Raw genomic sequence first — 20,389 nt, 5'->3', positions numbered from 1 at the left:
AATAGGGGTGTGAAAAGATGCGTGTAATTTGGGCCTTTATTTGGTCGTTCCTGCTTGTACATATGATGAGTTATGTAATTAGCTCTATGACTGGCGGTATATACGATTTTAAACAAGCGTCTATTTTCTCAGTTGTTCTTGCAATTCTTGTAATGGCAATTGCAGCTGCAATTCCAAACGAACCAGCAGAGCAACATTAAAAAATGTCCGGATCAATGTCCGGACATTTTTTATTTCACATGCACAACGAATTCATTATTTTCTACATCTACTACTACATGGCTATTATCTATTATTGTTCCTGCAATTAATTCTCTTGCAAGTTTCGTTTCAATTTGGCGCTGCACATATCTTTTTAACGGACGTGCACCATACATAGGGTCAAACCCAGATTCTACAATAAATTCTTTTGCGGATTCTGTTAATGCAACTGTAATATGACGCTCCACTAAACGTCCTTGTAATTCTTTTACAATCTTATCAACAATTCCTTTTATTTCATGAGTTGTAAGTGGTTTAAATAAAATAATTTCATCTACACGGTTTAAAAACTCAGGACGAAAATGTCCTCTAAGTTCCCCCATAACAAGGTCTCTTGCTTCCTCTTTTATAGCGCCATTCTCTTGTAATCCTTCTAATAAATATGCGGATCCAATATTTGATGTCATAATAATTACTGTATTTTTAAAGTCGACTGTTCGTCCTTGTGAATCGGTAATGCGACCATCATCTAACATTTGTAATAAAATATTAAACACTTCCGGATGTGCTTTTTCAATTTCATCCAATAAAATAACGGAATATGGTTTGCGACGAACCGCTTCTGTTAATTGTCCGCCTTCCTCATACCCTACATATCCTGGAGGCGCTCCAATTAAACGGGATACCGCATGTTTTTCCATATACTCAGACATATCTATCCGGATCATTTGTTCTTCGCTATCAAATAACGACTGTGCTAATGTTTTCGCAAGTTCAGTTTTCCCAACCCCTGTCGGTCCTAAGAAAATGAAAGAACCAATCGGGCGATTCGGGTCTTTAATTCCTGCTCTCGCACGAAGAACTGCATCTGCTACAAGACTTACTGCTTCTTCTTGACCAATTACACGCTCTGATAAAATTTGCTCTAATCGCAGTAACTTTTCACGTTCTCCTTCTACTAATTTCGCTACTGGAATTCCTGTCCAGCGCGAAACAATATTTGCGATTTCTTCTTCACTTACTTCTTCACGAAGCAAACGGTTCTCGTTTTCATGATGTGTTCCGGCTTCTTCTGCTACTTTTAATTCTTTTTCTACCTCTGGAATTTTACCGTGACGAAGTTCAGCCGCTTTATTTAAATCATAGTTTCCTTCTGCTTCTTCCAGTTCACGGCGCAAACGCTCTAATTTCTCGCGCAAGTTGCGTACTTTATGAATTTCTTCTTTTTCTTTTTCCCACTGCGCACGCATGCCACTTGCCACTTCTTTTAAATCAGATAACTCGTGCTGTAATGTTTTCAACCTTTCTTGACTACCGCGATCCGTTTCTTTTCCAAGCGCCGCTTCTTCAATTTCTAACTGCATAATGCGGCGCGTTACTTCATCTAATTCTGTTGGCATAGAATCAATTTCTGTCCGAATGGTAGCGCATGCCTCATCAACAAGATCAATTGCTTTATCCGGTAAAAAACGATCAGAGATATAGCGATCAGATAATACAGAAGCTGCTACAAGCGCACGGTCATGGATATTTACACCATGATAAATTTCAAAACGCTCTTTGAGACCACGTAAAATAGAAATCGTATCTTCCACCGTTGGCTCTTCCGCTAATACTTGTTGAAAACGACGTTCTAACGCCGGATCTTTTTCAATATATTTTCGGTACTCATCTAAAGTTGTCGCACCGATACAATGAAGCTCGCCGCGCGCAAGCATCGGTTTCAACATATTCCCAGCATCCATTGCTCCTTCTGTTTTCCCAGCTCCTACAATTGTATGCAGTTCATCAATGAATAACAGAATACGTCCTTCACTCTTTTTAATTTCATTTAATACAGCTTGTAAACGTTCTTCAAACTCCCCGCGGAATTTTGCTCCAGCTACAAGGGCGCTCATATCTAACGCAAAGATGGTGCGATCTTTTAATCCTTCCGGTACATCTTTTTTTACAATTCGCTGCGCTAATCCTTCCACAATGGCTGTTTTCCCCACACCAGGTTCACCAATTAACACAGGGTTATTTTTTGTTTTACGCGAAAGAATGCGAATGACGCGGCGAATCTCACTATCGCGTCCAATTACAGGGTCAATTTTTCCTTGTTTCACTTCTGCGACCAAATCACGGCCATATTTCTCTAACGCTTCATATGTTACTTCTGGATTTTGACTTGTCACTCTTTGATTCCCCCGAACTGCCATTAAAGACTGTAGTAATGTATCCTTTGTAATACGGAAATTAGAAAATAGACGATTTACATCCCCTGTTTCTTCACAAAAAGCTAATAATACATGTTCTACTGAAATGTATTCATCTTGCAGTTTTTTCGCTTCCGCTTCTGCCTTAACGAGCAATTGTTGCAAAGCGCCTGTAATATACAGTTTCCCAGCTTCTATCCCACTTCCTGTTACAGATGGCTTTTTCTGAATAAGCGTTTCCACTTCTTTCGTTAATTGTTCTATATTCACATTCATTTTTTGAAAAATACGTACCGCTAATCCATCCTGCTGCTTTAGCAACGCAAGCAATAGATGAACAGTATCTACTTCTTGGTGATGATGAGATACCGCTAAAGATTGGGCACTCATAATCGCTTCTTGTGTTTTTGTCGTCATTTGATTTAAGTCCATCTTTACAGTTCCTCCACATTTTTTGACCTTTGTTGACTATTTGACTTTCTTTGACCTTTTGTAATTTATTATACTCTTATCTCCTTTTTTATACAATCAATTTGATTGCATATTTCAGAAGTTACATAAAAAACCGCAGCAATAAGCTGCGGGTCTCTTTACGGTTTTCTTTTATATGTCCACTGGCGGTTATGGTTTGAATTTTCCGGGAATCTTTCACCAGCTGTTAATTTTACCATTTGAGGATTTTTTACCATACTGCCAGTTTCACCAATCTCGACGTAGAGCCCATTGTTTGGAGCTTTTTGCCCAGCACGAAATCTATGACTTTGTCCCATCTTCATTCTCCTTCCATGAATCTTTACAACATTAGTATATCCATTTTCCAAAAAGCCTTTCTGTTATGTTTAGGAAACAAATCATATTTTTAGATCCTACACATATGTATTTATTTAATAAAGAAGGAAAATAAAGCAAGTATGTTGAAAAAAAAGAAACTGATCTATACGAGATCAGTTTCAAAGGAGAGTCAAACATATACGAGAAGATTACGTTTTCATTATAGTCTGTATAGCCAGTTCATGTAACCCTTTTCACAAATTGTACAAAATGAAAGAAATATTATTTGAACTTTCTAAAAATATATTGACTTTTCTTATTTTAAGCTATAAACAGTGGACATTCTAGCACTTCACGACGTAAGATGGATATATAGTGAAACTTTCATCTATGGAGGTCTCCCTTTTCCAACCTCTTATTTCTGCATAAAACAAATGGAAATACAGATCGACATAAAAAATTTTATAAGAGGTGAAAAATATGAAAAAACAGCATTTAATTGCATTAGATTTAGATGGTACTCTATTAACAGATGATAAAGTGATTTCAGCGCGAACAAAACAAACGCTCGAAAAAGCGAAAGAACAAGGACATATCGTTGTCATTTCAACAGGTCGTCCATTTCGCGCTAGTCAAACATATTATCAAGAACTTGGTCTAAACACACCGATTGTAAATTTTAACGGTGCATATGTACATCACCCACTTGACGCAAATTGGGGGACACATCATTCACCTCTCGAACTTTCAACTGCACAAGAAATTGTACGAGCTTGCTTCGATTTTGGTGTAAAAAATATTTATGCTGAAGTGATGGATGATGTATATGTTCGAGAAATTGATGAGGATAAAAAACATATTTTTGAATTTGGTTCTCCAAATATTTTCACAGGAGATTTATTAAATATTCTACAAGACCATCCAACATGCTTATTAATCGATACCCTTGATGAGCAAGCAAATAAAATTCGTCAGCACTTAACAGATATGCATGCTGAAGTCATTGATCACCGCAAGTGGGGCGCTCCTTGGCCGATTATTGAAATCGTAAAAAGCGGTCTGAATAAAGCGATTGGATTGCAAAAGATTTCAAGCCATTATAACATTCCACAAGAGCGCATTATCGCTTTTGGTGATGAAGATAACGACTTCGAAATGATTGAGTATGCAGGTCACGGTATCGCTATGGGAAATGCGATTCCTGAATTAAAGTCGCTTGCAAACTACACAACATTAACGAATGAGGAAGACGGCATTGCCCTTTATTTAGAAGAGGCTCTTGGATTGTAATCTAAAAATTCCCTACTTATAGTTTACCTTAAATCGCTCATACTATAAGTAGACGCAAGTCGCGTCAATTGTTTTCAGCTAACAAAAGGGGGAATTACGAATGGGTAAAAAGAACAAATCAAAACGTTTTATCCAGCAAGGTCGAGATGCTGTTATGAAGCATGATGCAAGATTCCCGTACCGCGGTACATTAGCTGATGCAGAAAAAGAACGAAACAACTCTTCTCTTGGAGGGGTTTAAATGGGGAACTTACTATTTCAGCAAGCACGAGACGCTGTTTCGAAAGCCATTTCTTGTTCAAGTGGTACTGAGCAGCAAGAACTCGTATACCGAGCAAAAAACGCTTTGCAGTCCGCTTATACTCATTCAAGTACAGCTGAAAAAATACAGCTTCGTGAAATGCAAGAGCAATTGCAAAGTATTACAAATGCATATTAAAAAAGAGGACCGAAATGGTCCTCTTTAATCTTTTCTAAATAAGCCAAATACCCCAACTGTTTGCACAATATTTGTAAATGCCCCTGGATCGACTTGTTTAATAATTCTTTCTAACTCGTATAACTCATAACGTGTAATCACAATCATTAACATTTCTTTATTTTCATTCGTATATGCCCCTGTCGCCGGTACGGTCGTAATGCCTCGCACTAAACGTGATTGAATTGCTTTTCGTACATCAGTGCCATTTTTCGTCACGATAAAGGCTGTAATTTTCACATGGCGTGTATGAATCGCATCAATAATGCGCGATGATACATATAAAGTGACTAATGTATAAAGTGCTTTCTCCCAGCCATATACATATCCCGCGGCCAGAATAATAATGGCATTAAAGAAAAAGAAGTATGTTCCGACAGGCTTATCTTTTACCTTCGATATAATCATTGCAATAATATCTAAACCACCTGTAGATGCTCCCCACTTTAATGCAATCCCTACTCCAATCGCTGAAATAAGCCCACCAAAAATTGCATTTAAAATAATATCATGTGAAACAGCTCGCACTGGAATAATTTCTAAAAATAACGTCATAAAGACAACACATAAAAAACTAAATAAAGTAAATGCTTTTCCAACCTTTTTCCATGCTAATATAACAACCGGAATATTAAACAGTGCGAAAAGCACACCTGTTGATACATGGATCGATGCAAAATCATTTAATATTTGAGAAAGTAATTGAGACAGACCTGCAAAACCACTTGCATATACCTTTGCCGGTGTTAAAAATAAATTCATTCCAATGGCATTTAATAAGCCTGCAATGATTACAATAATTAACTTTTTCATCAATTCTACATAATTGAGTTTCAAATCCATCTGTCATTCACCTCGGTCAAGAGTTCCTCACTATCAGTATACATAGTCTTTACGAAAACGGAAATGATAAACATATAACTGTTTAGAAATGGAGTTGATACATATGCCACATACAAGTGATAATGATAAAAAAGCACGTGATAATAATGCAAAACGCGCTCTAAAAAATGAACAAGAGCAAAAAAATATTCAGCAAGGAAAACGCGCATACTCGAAAAAAACTGATCACCTTTAATAGTCTTAGTACATCAACTAAACCGTTGATGTACTTTTACGTTTTGCTAAAAAACATCTCAAATTCACTTCGTTTTCACTTCTCTATTCTACAATAACAATAACATTTTCTGATGAGGTGCTAATATGAAGAGAAAAACATTACTCATTGCAACTTTAGCGATCGGAACATTCACATTATCTGCTTGTGGTGCACAAGGCAGTTCAGATGCCATTGCGACATCGAAATTTTCAACCATTACAAAAGGTGATTTTGAGAAACAATTAAAAAGTCGCTACGGAAAAGATGTACTATACGAAATGATGGCACAAGATATCATGACAAAAAAATATAAAGTATCTAATGAAGCGGTCAATAAAGAATTCAAAAAGGCAAAAGAGCAGTTCGGTGATCAATTTAAAGCAGTATTAGAAAGTAATCGGTTGAAAGATGAAGATGACTTTAAAAATCAAATTCGCTTTAAATTAGCAATGGAACAGGCGATTAAAGAAAGCATCACCGAAAAAGATATAAAAGCGAATTATAAACCTGAAATTAAAGCAAGCCATATTTTAGTAAATAATGAAGAAAAAGCAAACGAGATTAAGAAAAAACTTGATGAAGGTGCTTCTTTTGAAGAATTAGCAAAACAAGAATCGGAAGATCCAGGTTCCAAAGAGAAAGGCGGCGACCTTGGTTACTTCGGTCCAGGGAAAATGGCACCTGAATTTGAAGAAGCAGCTTATAAATTGAAGGTCGGAGAAATTAGTAAACCGATTAAATCATCATATGGGTACCACATTATTAAATTAACTGACAAAAAAGAGTTAAAACCATACAATGAAGTAAAAGATTCCATTCGTAAAAATCTCGAAAAAGAACGAATAGCAGATCAAGCTATCCATCAAAAAATATTATTAAATGAATTCAAAAAAGCTGATATTAACGTAAAAGATAGCGATTTAAAAGATACATTCTCCAGTTTATTAAAGCAACAACAATAAATAGGAATATAGATGAGCAAAGTGCTCGGTATATGAAATTATATCGGCGCAAGTAACACTTTTATCGGCGGTTGAGCACGATATATCGGCGCAAAATAAAATATATCGGCGATTCGACAAGGAATATCGATTTCCCGACAAATTATGACAAGGTTTCTTTTCAAAAACGAACAAGCAAAGTGCTTGTTCGTTTTCTTATTTTTTAAAGTATGTCCAGCCTTCTTCTTGATACACTTTTCCTTCTTTCATTAATTTACCAAGTGCACGCTTAAACGCTGCTTTACTCATATTGAATCGTTCTTTAATGTCTTCTGGATAACTCTTATCCCAAAATGGCATGGCGCCCCCGCGACTTTCCATATATTCATAAATAACCGTAGCATCATCTTCTATTCCCTCTTCTTTACGAGGCAGAAGTGAAATATTAATTGTACCATCCTCTTTCACGTCAATAATACGACCTGTTACACGCTGGCCAATACGAACTTGCTCTTTTCGTTCTGTATGATGTAAAAAAGCCCGGAAATGTTCATCTGTTAATACAAATGATCCAACTTGAAGTGAGCGATACACACGCCCATTTACATTTTTATTACGCATAGATGGAGTTGCTTCCACTACAATTTCTTGCATGTCTGCATCTCTTGCTGGTAACGCAATTAAGCGGCCACGCTTCGTTAATTTTAGCGTACAATATAATTCATCTCCTACTTCAGGCCAAACTGGTGTATAAATAGGAAACTCATCCGCTGGTACTAAAATATCTTTCGAAACACCGATATCAACGAATACTCCTAAGCGCTCTTTCACTTCAACAACTTTTACCCAATTCCAATCACTTGTTGTAATAAGTGGAGTCTTCATTGTTGCAGCAATACGCTCTTGGTGATCAAGATAGAAAAACACATCAATTGTGTCACCTTCTTCAATATCCCCTGCAACTTCATTTTTATGTAGGAACACTTCTTCTTCATCGTGCCCGACCATATATCCGATTTCCGTTTGACGTAAAACCGTTACCTGTTCGATCGATCCTGGTTTAAAATACATACTTTTTAATTCCCTTCTATATATAAAGTTATATTTTTATCATTCCAAACAAAAGTACATTATAACACGATTTTTCCTTTATTTGTCCAACTGCCCAAAATTAACTATAATAGGAAGTGGAATTTAATTTGGAGGTGCTCCTATGGCAAAAGAGAGTTCTTTTGATATCGTTTCAAAAATAGAATTACCTGAAGTAACAAACGCTATTAACATCGCGTTAAAAGAAATTCAAAATCGATATGACTTTAAAGGAAGCAAAAGTGACATTAAATTAGAAAAAGAAGAACTTGTTTTAATTTCTGATGACGAATTTAAATTAGAACAAGTAAAAGACGTTCTTATTTCAAAACTTATTAAACGTAACGTACCCATTAAAAACTTAAACTACGGAAAAGTAGAAAATGCTGCTGGCAACACAGTACGTCAACGTGCAACCTTACAACAAGGTATCGATAAAGATAATGCGAAAAAAATTAACAGCATTATTAAAGATTTAAAACTAAAAGTAAAAACACAAGTACAAGATGATCAAGTACGTGTCACTGGTAAAAGCCGTGATGACTTACAAGCAGTAATCGCAGCAATTCGCAGCGCTGATTTACCAATTGATGTACAATTCATTAACTATCGTTAATAAGAAAACATCCTCCGCATGCGGAGGATGTTTTCTTATTCATACCTGTTTCCCACGCTTTTTGACTGCAATTAAAAACACGATAAATGCAAGATTTACAAGTACAATCATAGATACAAATACCCAATTGATACTTGTTTGTTCACCAGCTTTATATATATTTGCTTCTTCCCGCTTCAATACAAGATAATACTTCCCACCTTCTTCCCTTATGATTTCATCTTCTAACAGCCCTCTTAATTGTCGCTTTTCTCCTACTATATTTGCCAGCAACGCAACTTTTTTTGTTACTTTCGTATTATTTAAAGCAATAATAGTAACTTCATCTTTATATGTTCTTTTTAGTATACTCATTCCCTCTTCATCATGTAATAGTTCAAAGGTACCGCGGCGTAAAGACGGCAGTTCTTTCCTTAATTCTCCTAGTTTTGTTATATATCGCAAAAACTTTTCATCCGTTTTAAAGTCCATTAACCGCCGATTATCTGGAACGTCTCCGCCATCTAGCGCGATTTCGGTACCATAATAGACAATTGGTAGCCCTGGAGATGTATATAAATAAGCAAGTGCTAACTTTAAACGAGCTGGCGGATAATAGCCATTTTCTTTTACAAGACGCACAAACCTTTTCGTATTTTGATGATCAATATATGTATTCATAACTTGCTCCGCCTCTATTAAACTTGCATGATATAATGGCTGAATGGAGCGATCTGTTTTTGAAAATGCATTCGTTATTGCTTTATAGTAATCGTTATGTGCACTTTCCTTTTCATCTGTTAGAACTACAAAATCTTTTTTTATATCTTTTAGTTGTTTCTTCATGTCATGTAACGAATCATTGGACAACTTTTCACTATGTATGAAATAACTTCCATCTATATTTACTTCTTGCATCCACCATTTTACTACATCTACCATTTGTCGCGAATCTTCTTCTCCAGCGATAAATTGAAATATCACTTTCATCTCCTTTTTATGAGCTTCCTGCACAAGCTTCCTTACATCTTGCAATGAACCAAAATGTTCATTTACCTGTCGCAGATTCCCCACACCTGTTCCATCATATTTTTTACTTTCCGAAAGAGGTGAAAGCATAATTGCAGTAAATCCCATATCTTTTATGTAATCAAGCCTCTTTATAATTCCTGAGATATCCCCGCCTTGATAATCCTCTAAATTCTCCGTATTCAGACCGCTATCGTTTTTCGCATCTCCATTATTAAAGCGGTCAATCATAATGGAATATACCACTTCATCTTGCCATTCTCTTTTTTCTTTTGCCAAACTTTGTTGTATAGGCATGATGAGACAAATTGTTATACAAATCAAAGTGCATGTACCTCGCCATATTCTTTTCACACAAATCCCCCAACCTTATCTTAATTGTAAGAATAGTATATCAATTTTCTTTCAAAAACGCATATCACATCTTGCACAGTTCCTCTTACACGAGAGATTTTTTATTTTTACCATATATAGAGACCGCGGATTTTTTAATCACAATGGACAAGCACACTTACTTTCTCTCTTTTATTTCATAAAGTGGTAGTAACAAATAAAAAGGAGGGGTAGAAATATGGGATACTATTATAAGAAACGCGACGATAAATGCGATCATCATTACGACTTGGAATGTAAATGTTATAAAAAATACTACGATAAATATGAAGATCATTACGAAGACAAATGCAAAGATAGATACTACGACAAACATGATAAGTATTATGACAAATATGAAGATAAATACGATCATCTCTACTATGATAAGCACCATGACTACTATTACTACAAATGTCATTGTCATAAGAAACGCAAAAAGTAACAAAAAGACGACTGAGGCATTTATCCCTCAGTCGTCTTTTTTCTAAATGTAACCATTACTTTATATTAGAGAATATAAACTACTTATTTTGTAAGATTTCCTACATATGCTGAGATATCAACATTTAAAGCTTTTGCCAAACGCATTCCATATTCACGATCGGCACGGAAGAAGTTACAAATTGCAAGTAATTTTGTCTGTTCATGCACATCTTTTAAATCATTTGCTAAGTTTGCGATTAAGTTATCTTGTTCTTCTTTTGTAAATGAACGGTAACGTTCACCAGCTTGCTCGAAGTCGTTTGGTTTTTCAATTTTTTCACGAGATACATAACCTTCAAGTTTCATAGTTGAGTCACGGTAATTAGGATCTTCAACTGGATTTTCCGCATGGCGACTTGGTTCATAGTTAATCGTTGATGGATTTTGATTCACTTGCATTGCACCATCACGCTGTTGGTTACGAACTGCTGCATATGGGCAATTGATTGGAATTTGTAAGTAGTTCGTACCAAGGCGATAACGTTGTGTATCTGGATAAGAGAATAATCGTCCTTGTAACATTTTATCTTCAGAAGGCTCAATACCAGGTACGGTTGCACTTGGAGAGAACGCTGCTTGCTCTACTTCAGCAAAGAAGTTTTGTGGATTGCGATTTAATGTCATTGTTCCTACTTCAATTAGAGGGAAGCGATCTTCCGGCCATACTTTTGTTGTATCTAATGGATCAAAGCTTAAAGAATCCATCTCATCAATTTGCATCACTTGTACGTAAAGATCCCATTTTGGATAATTTCCGCTTTCAATCGCATCAAATAAATCACGAGTTGCATGATTGAAATCTTTTCCTTGTACTTCTACAACTTCCTTCGCATTTAAGTTACGTACACCTTGCTGTGGTTTCCAATGATATTTAATATATACAATTTTGCCATCTGCATTAATCCATTTAAATGCATGCACCCCGAAACCTTCCATTTGACGATAGTTTGCAGGTGTTCCGTAATCAGAGAATACCCATGTCATCATATGAGTGGACTCTGGAGATAATGTCATAAAGTCCCAGTAGCGATCTGGTGATTGAATATTTGTATCAGGTGCTGGTTTTAAAGCATGAATCATATCAGGGAATTTAATCGCATCACGAATAAAGAAAACAGGTATATGGTTCCCTACAAGATCATAGTTTCCTTCTTCTGTGTAAAATTTAACAGCGAAACCGCGTGGGTCACGTGCTGTTTCTGGAGAACCTTGGCCGTGAATAACTGTTGAGAAACGAACGAATACAGGCGTTTCTGTTCCTTCTTTTTGTAAAAATGCTGCTTTTGTATATTCTTTCATACTATGCTTCGTTACAAATACACCGTGAGCACCTGCACCACGCGCATGGACAACACGCTCTGGAATACGTTCACGATCAAAATGAGCAAGTTTTTCTATTAAATGATAGTCCTCTAATACGACCGGACCACGACGACCTGCTGTACGAGAATTTTGGTTATCTCCAACTGGAGCACCTTGGTTTGTTGTTAAGCGATTATTTAAATTCATCAAGAGAGCCTCCTCTTTATTACTAACAATTATTATTTATTTAAAATTATTATAATTTAATTATTATTCAAAATTAACTTATTGTCAATCATTTTGTTTACCTTTTTAGAAACAATTTCAGTTAAACAATCAATAAATACATCTTGCGTGTTTGGCATAGCTGGTCTAAAGTATGCAACACGTAATTCATCCGTCACAACTTTACATTCATAATCATTGTCATATAAAACCTCTAAATGCTCTGCCACAAAACCTACTGGACAATATATAAAAGATTCATAACCATTCTGTTTATACAAATCTCTCGTTAAATCTTGCACATCTGGTCCAATCCACGGCTCCCCTGTATTCCCCGCACTTTGCCAGCCAATTGTATAATGTGGAATGCCAGCTTCTGCTGCAATTAAATCTGCAGTATGCTGGAGCTGTTCTACGTAAGGATCACCAGCAGCAATAATTTTTTCTGGTAAACTATGCGCTGAAAAAATGACAACCGCTTTTTCTTTATGTTTAATTTTCCCAAATGTTTCTTTTATTTGATTTGCCCAGTATGCAATAAATTTCGGCTCGTCATACCACTGTTCAATCGGTTCAATGACAGGACCTCCTATTTCTCTTGAAGCATGAATTGCACGGTCATTATATGCTTGAATACTAAATGTTGAATAATGGGGCGCTAATACGATACTAATTGCCTTTTCGATCCCCTCACGCTTCATATCTGCTACTGCATCTTCAATAAAAGGAGCAACGTGCTTCAATCCTAAGTAACAAACAAATTCATAATCTGTAAATTTTTCATTCAATGAAGCAGTTAACTGACGAGCTTGTTCCTTTGTAATTTTTGCAAGTGGTGAAATACCACCAATTGCTTTATAGCGCATAATTAAATCTTCAAGCGCTTCCGCAGATGGTTTACAACCATGTCGAATATGCGTGTAATACGCTTCTACATCCTCCAACGATTCCGGTGTTCCATATGCCATTACAAGTAAACCTATTTTCTTTTTCATTATTTGTTTACACCTCAATTTTATAAATGAGAATCTTTTTCAAGAACATCTGTTTCTAAGTGTATCAATCAATAATAAATATGTCAAAAGAATAATTCTAAATAAATATTACTTATAATATGATTATGGATTTTATTTGATATTTTCTCCTGCATTAACGCCCCGATTGGTGAAAATAAAAATGGCTCACAACACGCGTGAGCCATTTTTTCCTATTCTTTAATATTTACTCCGTATTCTTTAAACCAAATATGAATCTGTGCTACATGTGCCAAAAGTTGTGGTCCGGTCATTAATTGTCCGAACCACGGTGTTTGAAACGCACTCCCCCCTGATTCAATTAATTCTTGTAATTTTTTTCTATCAAATAATTCATGTAAAATCGATCCCTTATCCTCTAATAACTCTTGTAACCATCTTGTTACTACTTTCGTATAATGAGGATTATGCGTCTTTGGGTATGGGCTTTTCTTTCTATATAAAATATCATCGGGTAATATACCTTCTAACGCTTTTCGCAGTAGACCTTTTTCGCGATTTTTATACATTTTCATTTCCCAAGGAATATTCCATGCATATTCGACAAGGCGATGATCTGCAAATGGTACGCGCACTTCTAAGCTTGCTCCCATACTCATGCGATCTTTCCTGTCTAATAATGTTGTCATAAACCAAATCATATTGAAATAGAATAATTGTCGTCGTTTCGCTTCCACTGTGCTTTCACCTTCTAAAACTGGTACTTCTTGTACCGACTCCTCATAACGTTGCTGCACATACTCTTGCAGCCTTAATTTTCGGCGCCATTCCTCCTTTAAAAGTTGCTCCCGCGCCCTCGTTGATCTCATCCACGGAAATGCACTAGATTGTAAATCATCTTCCCTATAAAACCATGGATAACCACCAAATATCTCATCTGCACACTCCCCCGATAAACCCACGACAAACTTTTGTTTTATTTCTCGGCAAAACCATAACAAAGATGAATCAATATCTGCCATACCTGGTAAATCACGAACAAGTACAGCCTCTGTTAAATATTCTGCTAACCTTTCATTAGAAATGACGCAGCGGTGATGGATTGTACGGAACGTTTCCGTCATGAGGTCAATGAATGGTGCATCTGAATTTGGCTGAAAAGCGTTTGCTTGAAAATATTTTTCATTATCTTCATAATCGATAGAATATGTGTGTAACTGTCCCTTTCCGGAGCGCTCATATTCTTTTGCGGCAATTGCCGTTATTGCACTTGAATCGACTCCGCCCGACAAAAATGTGCATAGCGGTACATCTGAAACCAATTGTCTCGTAATTGCATCTTGTAATAAAAACCTTGTTTTCTCGACCGTTTCTTCAAATGAATCTTCATGCCTCTTACTTTCTACATTCCAATATCTCCATACACATAAACCATCTTTTGAAAATGTAAGTGCGTGGCCTGGCCGCAATTCTTGAATACCAGCGTATACACCATGTCCAGGAGTTCTAGATGGGCCAAGTCCAAATATTTCTGCCAAACCTTCTATCGTTACTTCCGCCTTGACATCAGGATGCACCAATATAACTTTCAGTTCTGAACCGAACAGTAATCTTCCGCTATCGTATTTATAAAATAATGGTTTTACCCCTAAACGATCTCTTGCGATAAAAATATGCTCTTTTTTCTCGTCCCATACTGCAAAAGCATATATACCGTTTAAATGATTAACACACTCTTCTTTCCATTCTATATAAGAAGCTAATAGCACCTCAGTATCGGAATGTCCTTTAAATGTGTAACCTCTTCGCAATAACTCTTTTCGAATATCTTCTGTATTATATAGCTCGCCATTGTAACAAATTGTATAGTTGGATTCTTCCTTTAGACAAGTCATCGGCTGTTTTCCGCCTTCTGGATCTACTACAATTAATCGTTTATGTCCAAAAGCAACATGTTTATCAATCCAAATATTCGTATCATCTGGCCCACGTTTTGCGAGCGTTTCCGTCATCTTCATAACGGTCTCTTTTTCTCCTTCTAACGCCCGCTTATAGTCAATCCATCCAGTAATCCCGCACATATAAATCATCCTTCCTATCCTATATCCGTATAACTTTACTCCGTTCAAAAGCTGAATAGAACCAAAAAGGAAAAATGAAGATATGACATGTAAAAGCCTAATTGGTTCTCATGATGAAGCATTTATTACTTAAAGTGTGTGTTTATTCTATGCCCAATATAAATTAGGTGTTCCATACTTATAAAGCGTTCCTGAACTGTCCATAACAGAAATAACAAGTTTTATAAAAGGAGACATAACAAATGAAACAACGTAAACATATTTTGTATAATCAACCGCGCGCTCATACAATCGGGAACGTGGAGTATATAAACGATGAATGGATTTTTTTTGATGATGAGAATGATGAAGCTTTTTTATTAGAAGATATCATTGAAGATGGATTTGAAGTTTTATATAACAACAATTGGTTGCCAGCTCGCTTTTACGAAAAAAATATATTGCAAATTGCCGATGAACATCACCCTTTGCAAAATGGTGAAATGATACGAATTCGAAAAAAATTGCTCTTCAGTTACAACGAATGGATAGAAGAACTATCTGACTCTGCATTCTCTCTATTCATCGATACTTTGCAAACAATTCATTATTCTTTATACGATTGTATCTATTGTCATAACTTCTTATCATTGCAGCCGAAAGAGCAACCATGTGAAGGCGTCAATATTCTTTTATTTGATAACGAAGACATGATATGTGCTCTTCACCATCATTATGTCCGCTATTCCTCATGTGCTAAAGATATATTTCAATTTACAAAGGCAAATGGGGAAGTATTGCATATAGATGCACAATAAACAAGATATAATAAAAAACCATCTTATGCTTCCGTACGGAAAATAAGATGGTTTTGTTTTACGCAAATGGTGCAAATCCCATTGGCAATCGTAATCCAATGTATAGTACAACAACAAACGCAATAATAAATTGCACCCAAAACGCTCCTGCTTGTTTTTGTTTACTTGTTTTCACAAGAATCATTTCCATTGCAGCAATAACCCAAATGCCTACTAGCATTTTAATGCCGTACCACATGTGCATGTTGCCTGTAGCTGTTTTCATAATGCTTTGATACAACAGAAAGCCCGTTACAATAATGATCATATACATAAGACGCAATCCCATATGTACACCTTTTCCTTTTCTCCCTGCCGTATACATAGAATACGCCACAAAGAATAAAAGAAGTCCTAATATCCATGCTGTAATATGCAAATGTGTTGTCACAATCCCCAACCTCCTCTTTGTCACACTTATTCACTTTATATGATAACATGTCTATTTCTTTTTTAGGAAATGTTTCGCTTTTTCACATTTAAATGATATAATATTTAGAGTATTTACAAACTTCTTGTAATAACAAAAGGGGGAACAATCATGATTGAAACAAAGGATATTATTGAACTTACAGACACATACGGAGCTAACAACTACCACCCACTTCCAATCGTAATCGCAAAAGCTGAAGGTGTCTGGGTAGAAGATCCTGAAGGTAATCGTTATATGGACCTACTTAGTGCATATTCTGCAGTAAACCAAGGACATCGTCATCCAAAGATTATCAATGCTTTAATTGAACAGGCAAATCGCGTTACACTTACTTCACGTGCTTTCCATAGCGACCAATTAGGCCCTTGGTATGAAAAAGTAGCACAACTTACTCATAAAGATATGATTCTTCCAATGAATACAGGCGCGGAAGCTGTTGAAACTGCAATCAAAACAGCACGCCGCTGGGCATATGATGTGAAAAAAGTAGAAGAAAATAAAGCTGAAATTATCGTTTGTGAAGACAACTTCCACGGACGTACAATGGGCGCAGTTTCTATGTCGTCCAACGATGAATATAAACGCGGATTTGGCCCAATGCTTCCTGGTATTATCGTAATCCCTTACGGCGATTTAGAAGCATTAAAAGCGGCTATTACACCGAATACAGCAGCATTTATTTTAGAACCAATTCAAGGTGAAGCTGGCATCAACATTCCACCAGCTGGATTCTTAAAAGAAGCATATGATGTATGTAAGAAAGAGAATGTTCTATTTGTTGCAGATGAAATTCAAACAGGACTAGGCCGTACTGGTAAGCTATTTGCATGTGATTGGGACGAGGTCATCCCTGATATGTATATCCTTGGTAAAGCACTAGGCGGCGGCGTATTCCCAATTTCTTGTGTTGCAGCAAACCGCGATATTCTAGGCGTATTTGAACCAGGTTCTCACGGTTCTACATTCGGCGGTAATCCACTTGCATGTGCCGTTTCGATTGCCGCTCTCGATGTATTACAAGATGAAAGATTAACAGAGCGCTCTCTTCAACTAGGAGAAAAATTAATCGGCCAATTAAAAGAAATTAAGAATCCTATGATTAAAGAAGTTCGTGGTAAAGGATTATTTATTGGAATCGAATTAAATACGCCTGCTCGTCCATATTGCGAGAAATTAAAAGACGAAGGCTTACTATGTAAAGAAACTCATGAGAATGTCATTCGCATCGCGCCACCTCTTGTTATTTCTGAAGACGATTTAGAGTGGGCGTTCCAAAAAATTAAAGCTGTATTATCTTAATATAAATTAGGCGATCCTCTTTTTTCGGACAGCCTCTCTTACGATTTGAAATGACATTTGAACTAAAAGATTGAAAGAAAGACTACCTCTTTTCAAAAAGGTAGTCTTTTACTTTACGATATTTTTTAATGTTCCAATGCCCTCGACTGTTACGATCACTTCATCACCAGCACGCAAAAATTTTGGTGGATTAAAGCCTTTTCCAACGCCCGCGGGCGTCCCGGTTGCAATGATATCTCCAGGCTCAAGCGTCATTCCTTTACTCACAGTAGAAATAATTTCTTCTATCGGAAATATCATATTTTCCGTATTAGAAGTTTGTCTAACTTCCCCGTTTACCTTTGTTTCAATGTGTAATTGACTGGGAGACTGAATCCCTGATTTATGCACTAAATACGGCCCCATCGGGCAAAATGTATCAAAACTTTTCCCCAAGAAAAATTGTTTATGCTTCCTTTGAATATCCCGCGCTGTTATATCATTTACAATCGTATAACCAAATATATATTCCATTGCTTTATCTTTTGGAATTTGTTTGCCTCGCTTTCCAATGACAATCGCGAGTTCCCCTTCATAATCCAATTCACTCGTCGCGTGCGAATGGCTATTAATTTTTTCACCATTCCCTATTACAGTCGTAGGTGCCTTCGTAAAAATCATTATATTGTTTGGGATAGATTCCTCTCCTCCCATTTCGAGCGCATGTTCACGGTAATTCTTCCCAACACAAAGAATATTTTTCCGTGGTCTCGGTATAGGAGCTAATAGTTTCACTTCTTGTAAGGAATAGTAAGCTGCTAGTTTATTTTCGTTTGCCCAATTTACAATTTCACGCACCTTTTCCATACATTCGCTTCCTCTTTCAATACATTCTAACATGGTAATTGGAAGCGTAACTTTTTCACCCTTTTGTTTTTGTGCTTCTCTTAAATGCAGCACTTTCTTTTCCTCTTCGTCTACAACACCAATAAACACTTTCTCATCTTTCTTCACCGTCACCAAACGCAAAATTTCCACTCTCCATCCTAAAACTCCATACACTATAATTGTATTCGCATTCCTTAGAAAAAAACCTTCTATCCTTCCTTATTTTTTACAATATTCTTTATTTTACAATTGGTTCTTAGTTGCTTTTTCAAATAAAATGTAGAATTTTTACTTTTTTATCGAAGCGATTTCTTTTTTATGGAATTTTTGTATAATTTGTACTACATATATACATTTAAAAATTTATATAGAGTGGAGCCGATTGTATGTTTGAGCAAGTAATTGAAAAAAAGCGAAAAAAAATGATCTATTTTGCTGAACGTTATGGAATTACCTCTCAAAAGACAGTAAATTGCAGTCAAGAATTGGACAAGCTCTTAAATATTATTTCTCTTATACAAACAAATACTACCGCCATTCATACGATAGATAGACATACTCATTAAAGTGTATGTCTTTTATTTTTCCTAAGTAGAAAGAAAACAGAGACTTCCGTTTTATGAAACATATATATACTTTTCGAGTCATACATAATAACAAACTAAAAATTTTATTGATGAAAGGTGTTTGCTATGCCAGCAATGGTCGGACAGATTCGCATTGTCAATATTGGATCAAGCGGAATTTTTCATATCGGAGATGTATTCGCAATTCGACCGATTAGTTACTCTCGTGCCTTTGCAGGAGCCGGTTCTTTTAATGTTGGAGATAACGTGTCTGTATATAACTATCAAAATACAACAACTGTTAATGATACAGATGTCGTTGACCAAGCGATTGTAGGGACGAATTAAAAGGAGGTTATAACACATTGAACTTCTATGTGCAACAGAGTATTATCATTAACAAAATTCAAATAGATAGTATTACAACATCTTCTATTTTTCAAATTGGAACAGCTGGAAGTATTAAATCCCTCTCCAAATTTTCAAATACAGGAGGCTTTACAGCACCCGTCCGTCCGCTCAAAGCAAAAGGACAAATTATTTCGATTAACCCAACACCTAGTTCTTCTTAACCGAGTTCCATCATAAATATATAGCATGCACCCTCCCTATTGAAAAGGAGATTATATTTCATGAATCAAGATGTATATATTTATTTACAGCAATTTCAACAAATTCTTCAACAGCAACAAAACACCATTCATGCTTTAGAACAACAAGTGCATACATTACAAGAAGAAATTGAAGAGTTAAAAAGTCGTCCCTCCTCTTCTATAGGAAAAGTGGAGTACAAATTCGATCAGTTAAAAGTAGAAAATTTAAATGGGACATTAAATATCGGCTTAAATCCTTTTGCTAAGACCGAACAACAAATTGAAGACTTTCAAGTGGATACAGAAACATTGAAAGTAAACCCTGAAACAGAACAAGATATTCATCCAGACTTTTATCAAGGTATTATTCAAGAAATGCATCGTTATTTAGATGAAGAAGCATATAATAGAATTCTTCATTTCGAAAGAGAGGAAGGAACACCTCTTGATGAAATGTATCGTCAAATGATGATAGATGATATTAAAAAACAAATGGAGCATCGTCTTCCATACTATTTGTCTCAAGTGCAGCCATATGACGATATCACTTCGAATCCAGAACATTTGCATGCTGTCATCGTTCAAGCGATGAAGCAGGATATTGATAAAGCTTTTCTTTCCTTTATTCAACATATACCAGGTAATTTCCGAAAGGAGTAAGTAT

The 20,389-nt window shown here is 36.1% G+C and carries 23 protein-coding genes; 13 read left to right on the top strand and 10 right to left on the bottom strand.

Annotation, left to right across the window (positions count from 1 at the left end; all coding sequences use genetic code 11):
• Nucleotides 1–17: 17 nt before the first annotated feature.
• Nucleotides 18–200 (top strand): YjzD family protein, encoded by a 183-nt coding sequence (locus MR059_RS11075; RefSeq protein WP_011983975.1) that lies wholly within the window; start codon nt 18–20, stop codon nt 198–200.
• A 30-nt stretch (nt 201–230) separates the two neighbouring features.
• Here MR059_RS11075 and clpB read toward each other — a convergent pair whose 3' ends face one another.
• Entirely contained in the window at nt 231–2,831 is a 2,601-nt protein-coding gene (clpB, locus tag MR059_RS11070; protein WP_011983974.1) for an ATP-dependent chaperone ClpB, read from the bottom strand.
• A 158-nt stretch (nt 2,832–2,989) separates the two neighbouring features.
• On the bottom strand, nt 2,990–3,169 hold the full coding sequence (locus tag MR059_RS11065; protein ID WP_041809524.1) for a YjzC family protein: 180 nt from the start codon (nt 3,167–3,169) through the stop codon (nt 2,990–2,992).
• Between the two features lie 481 nt (nt 3,170–3,650).
• Between MR059_RS11065 and MR059_RS11060 the strand changes: the two genes are divergently transcribed.
• The 3 genes from MR059_RS11060 (at nt 3,651) to MR059_RS11050 (ending at nt 4,899) form a co-directional block, all read left to right on the top strand.
• Nucleotides 3,651–4,460, top strand: coding sequence for a Cof-type HAD-IIB family hydrolase (locus tag MR059_RS11060; RefSeq protein WP_011983972.1), 810 nt, complete (start codon nt 3,651–3,653; stop codon nt 4,458–4,460).
• A 100-nt stretch (nt 4,461–4,560) separates the two neighbouring features.
• Nucleotides 4,561–4,701: a hypothetical protein gene (locus tag MR059_RS11055; protein ID WP_011983971.1), complete on the top strand. Its 141-nt coding sequence runs from the start codon at nt 4,561–4,563 to the stop codon at nt 4,699–4,701.
• Entirely contained in the window at nt 4,702–4,899 is a 198-nt protein-coding gene (locus MR059_RS11050; RefSeq protein WP_011983970.1) for a DUF3813 domain-containing protein, read from the top strand.
• Nucleotides 4,900–4,923: 24 nt separating this feature from the next.
• Here MR059_RS11050 and MR059_RS11045 read toward each other — a convergent pair whose 3' ends face one another.
• Complete coding sequence (locus MR059_RS11045; protein ID WP_011983969.1) at nt 4,924–5,781, bottom strand: YitT family protein; 858 nt, start codon at nt 5,779–5,781, stop codon at nt 4,924–4,926.
• Nucleotides 5,782–5,884: 103 nt separating this feature from the next.
• Between MR059_RS11045 and MR059_RS11040 the strand changes: the two genes are divergently transcribed.
• Both MR059_RS11040 and prsA read left to right on the top strand, forming a co-directional pair.
• The gene (locus tag MR059_RS11040; RefSeq protein WP_011983968.1) at nt 5,885–6,016 is read left to right on the top strand and encodes a DUF3941 domain-containing protein; all 132 of its coding nucleotides are present in this window, start codon (nt 5,885–5,887) and stop codon (nt 6,014–6,016) included.
• 125 nt (nt 6,017–6,141) lie between these two features.
• Nucleotides 6,142–6,999, top strand: a complete 858-nt coding sequence (prsA, locus tag MR059_RS11035) for a peptidylprolyl isomerase PrsA (protein ID WP_011983967.1) — start codon at nt 6,142–6,144, stop codon at nt 6,997–6,999.
• 195 nt (nt 7,000–7,194) lie between these two features.
• Here the strand turns inward: prsA and MR059_RS11030 are convergent, their stop codons facing one another.
• Nucleotides 7,195–8,049: a CvfB family protein gene (locus MR059_RS11030; protein ID WP_011983966.1), complete on the bottom strand. Its 855-nt coding sequence runs from the start codon at nt 8,047–8,049 to the stop codon at nt 7,195–7,197.
• Nucleotides 8,050–8,191: 142 nt separating this feature from the next.
• Here MR059_RS11030 and MR059_RS11025 point away from each other — a divergent pair, with 142 nt between their 5' ends.
• Nucleotides 8,192–8,683, top strand: a complete 492-nt coding sequence (locus tag MR059_RS11025) for a YajQ family cyclic di-GMP-binding protein (protein ID WP_011983965.1) — start codon at nt 8,192–8,194, stop codon at nt 8,681–8,683.
• Nucleotides 8,684–8,722: 39 nt separating this feature from the next.
• On the opposite strand, the gene MR059_RS11020 is transcribed toward MR059_RS11025, so the two are convergent.
• The 4 genes from MR059_RS11020 to asnB all read right to left on the bottom strand — a co-directional run bounded on the left by MR059_RS11020 (nt 8,723) and on the right by asnB (nt 15,131).
• Nucleotides 8,723–10,045 carry an alpha-amylase family glycosyl hydrolase gene (locus MR059_RS11020; RefSeq protein ID WP_242161757.1) on the bottom strand — a complete coding sequence of 441 codons (1,323 nt, stop codon included), beginning with the start codon at nt 10,043–10,045 and terminating at the stop codon, nt 8,723–8,725.
• Between the two features lie 546 nt (nt 10,046–10,591).
• On the bottom strand, nt 10,592–12,058 hold the full coding sequence (locus MR059_RS11015; protein WP_011983963.1) for a catalase: 1,467 nt from the start codon (nt 12,056–12,058) through the stop codon (nt 10,592–10,594).
• 56 nt (nt 12,059–12,114) lie between these two features.
• Nucleotides 12,115–13,074, bottom strand: coding sequence for a ferrochelatase (hemH, locus tag MR059_RS11010; RefSeq protein ID WP_242161765.1), 960 nt, complete (start codon nt 13,072–13,074; stop codon nt 12,115–12,117).
• A gap of 209 nt (nt 13,075–13,283) precedes the next feature.
• On the bottom strand, nt 13,284–15,131 hold the full coding sequence (gene asnB / locus MR059_RS11005) for an asparagine synthase (glutamine-hydrolyzing) (protein WP_041809521.1): 1,848 nt from the start codon (nt 15,129–15,131) through the stop codon (nt 13,284–13,286).
• Nucleotides 15,132–15,373: 242 nt separating this feature from the next.
• Here asnB and MR059_RS11000 point away from each other — a divergent pair, with 242 nt between their 5' ends.
• Nucleotides 15,374–15,928, top strand: a complete 555-nt coding sequence (locus MR059_RS11000; RefSeq protein WP_011983960.1) for a DUF2777 domain-containing protein — start codon at nt 15,374–15,376, stop codon at nt 15,926–15,928.
• Nucleotides 15,929–15,986: 58 nt separating this feature from the next.
• Here MR059_RS11000 and MR059_RS10995 read toward each other — a convergent pair whose 3' ends face one another.
• The gene (locus MR059_RS10995; protein ID WP_235436381.1) at nt 15,987–16,292 is read right to left on the bottom strand and encodes a YisL family protein; all 306 of its coding nucleotides are present in this window, start codon (nt 16,290–16,292) and stop codon (nt 15,987–15,989) included.
• Between the two features lie 216 nt (nt 16,293–16,508).
• On the opposite strand from MR059_RS10995, the gene MR059_RS10990 reads away from it, so the two are divergent.
• Nucleotides 16,509–17,699, top strand: coding sequence for an ornithine--oxo-acid transaminase (locus MR059_RS10990; RefSeq protein ID WP_048722287.1), 1,191 nt, complete (start codon nt 16,509–16,511; stop codon nt 17,697–17,699).
• Between the two features lie 108 nt (nt 17,700–17,807).
• Here the strand turns inward: MR059_RS10990 and MR059_RS10985 are convergent, their stop codons facing one another.
• The gene (locus MR059_RS10985; RefSeq protein WP_179196689.1) at nt 17,808–18,707 is read right to left on the bottom strand and encodes a fumarylacetoacetate hydrolase family protein; all 900 of its coding nucleotides are present in this window, start codon (nt 18,705–18,707) and stop codon (nt 17,808–17,810) included.
• Nucleotides 18,708–18,952: 245 nt separating this feature from the next.
• Between MR059_RS10985 and MR059_RS10980 the strand changes: the two genes are divergently transcribed.
• The 4 genes from MR059_RS10980 (at nt 18,953) to gerPC (ending at nt 20,385) form a co-directional block, all read left to right on the top strand.
• Nucleotides 18,953–19,132, top strand: coding sequence for an aspartyl-phosphate phosphatase Spo0E family protein (locus MR059_RS10980; protein WP_011983956.1), 180 nt, complete (start codon nt 18,953–18,955; stop codon nt 19,130–19,132).
• 126 nt (nt 19,133–19,258) lie between these two features.
• Entirely contained in the window at nt 19,259–19,480 is a 222-nt protein-coding gene (locus MR059_RS10975; RefSeq protein ID WP_011983955.1) for a spore germination protein, read from the top strand.
• Between the two features lie 17 nt (nt 19,481–19,497).
• Nucleotides 19,498–19,704 (top strand): spore germination protein GerPB, encoded by a 207-nt coding sequence (locus tag MR059_RS10970; protein WP_011983954.1) that lies wholly within the window; start codon nt 19,498–19,500, stop codon nt 19,702–19,704.
• 60 nt (nt 19,705–19,764) lie between these two features.
• Nucleotides 19,765–20,385 (top strand): spore germination protein GerPC, encoded by a 621-nt coding sequence (gerPC, locus tag MR059_RS10965; RefSeq protein WP_011983953.1) that lies wholly within the window; start codon nt 19,765–19,767, stop codon nt 20,383–20,385.
• Nucleotides 20,386–20,389 lie beyond the last annotated feature (4 nt).

It is taken from the genome of Bacillus cereus group sp. BfR-BA-01522 (assembly GCF_022662635.1).
Taxonomy (GTDB): Bacteria; Bacillota; Bacilli; order Bacillales; family Bacillaceae_G; genus Bacillus_A; species Bacillus_A cytotoxicus.
This window is presented reverse-complemented; position numbering and strand designations above follow the sequence as displayed.

Excerpts from the sequence above, each read along its gene's own strand:
- MR059_RS10975 (WP_011983955.1), top strand. The coding sequence starts at position 19,259 with ATGCCAGCAATGGTCGGACAGATTCGCATTGTCAATATTGGATCAAGC.
- gerPC (WP_011983953.1), top strand. The coding sequence starts at position 19,765 with ATGAATCAAGATGTATATATTTATTTACAGCAATTTCAACAAATTCTT.
- MR059_RS10980 (WP_011983956.1), top strand. The coding sequence starts at position 18,953 with ATGTTTGAGCAAGTAATTGAAAAAAAGCGAAAAAAAATGATCTATTTT.
- MR059_RS10995 (WP_235436381.1), bottom strand. The coding sequence starts at position 16,292 with ATGTATACGGCAGGGAGAAAAGGAAAAGGTGTACATATGGGATTGCGT.
- MR059_RS11065 (WP_041809524.1), bottom strand. The coding sequence starts at position 3,169 with ATGGGACAAAGTCATAGATTTCGTGCTGGGCAAAAAGCTCCAAACAAT.
- MR059_RS11075 (WP_011983975.1), top strand. The coding sequence starts at position 18 with ATGCGTGTAATTTGGGCCTTTATTTGGTCGTTCCTGCTTGTACATATG.
- asnB (WP_041809521.1), bottom strand. The coding sequence starts at position 15,131 with ATGTGCGGGATTACTGGATGGATTGACTATAAGCGGGCGTTAGAAGGA.
- MR059_RS11050 (WP_011983970.1), top strand. The coding sequence starts at position 4,702 with ATGGGGAACTTACTATTTCAGCAAGCACGAGACGCTGTTTCGAAAGCC.
- MR059_RS11040 (WP_011983968.1), top strand. The coding sequence starts at position 5,885 with ATGCCACATACAAGTGATAATGATAAAAAAGCACGTGATAATAATGCA.
- MR059_RS11025 (WP_011983965.1), top strand. The coding sequence starts at position 8,192 with ATGGCAAAAGAGAGTTCTTTTGATATCGTTTCAAAAATAGAATTACCT.
- prsA (WP_011983967.1), top strand. The coding sequence starts at position 6,142 with ATGAAGAGAAAAACATTACTCATTGCAACTTTAGCGATCGGAACATTC.
- MR059_RS11045 (WP_011983969.1), bottom strand. The coding sequence starts at position 5,781 with ATGGATTTGAAACTCAATTATGTAGAATTGATGAAAAAGTTAATTATT.
- clpB (WP_011983974.1), bottom strand. The coding sequence starts at position 2,831 with ATGGACTTAAATCAAATGACGACAAAAACACAAGAAGCGATTATGAGT.
- MR059_RS11030 (WP_011983966.1), bottom strand. The coding sequence starts at position 8,049 with ATGTATTTTAAACCAGGATCGATCGAACAGGTAACGGTTTTACGTCAA.
- MR059_RS11055 (WP_011983971.1), top strand. The coding sequence starts at position 4,561 with ATGGGTAAAAAGAACAAATCAAAACGTTTTATCCAGCAAGGTCGAGAT.
- MR059_RS11060 (WP_011983972.1), top strand. The coding sequence starts at position 3,651 with ATGAAAAAACAGCATTTAATTGCATTAGATTTAGATGGTACTCTATTA.
- MR059_RS11015 (WP_011983963.1), bottom strand. The coding sequence starts at position 12,058 with ATGAATTTAAATAATCGCTTAACAACAAACCAAGGTGCTCCAGTTGGA.
- MR059_RS10990 (WP_048722287.1), top strand. The coding sequence starts at position 16,509 with ATGATTGAAACAAAGGATATTATTGAACTTACAGACACATACGGAGCT.
- MR059_RS11000 (WP_011983960.1), top strand. The coding sequence starts at position 15,374 with ATGAAACAACGTAAACATATTTTGTATAATCAACCGCGCGCTCATACA.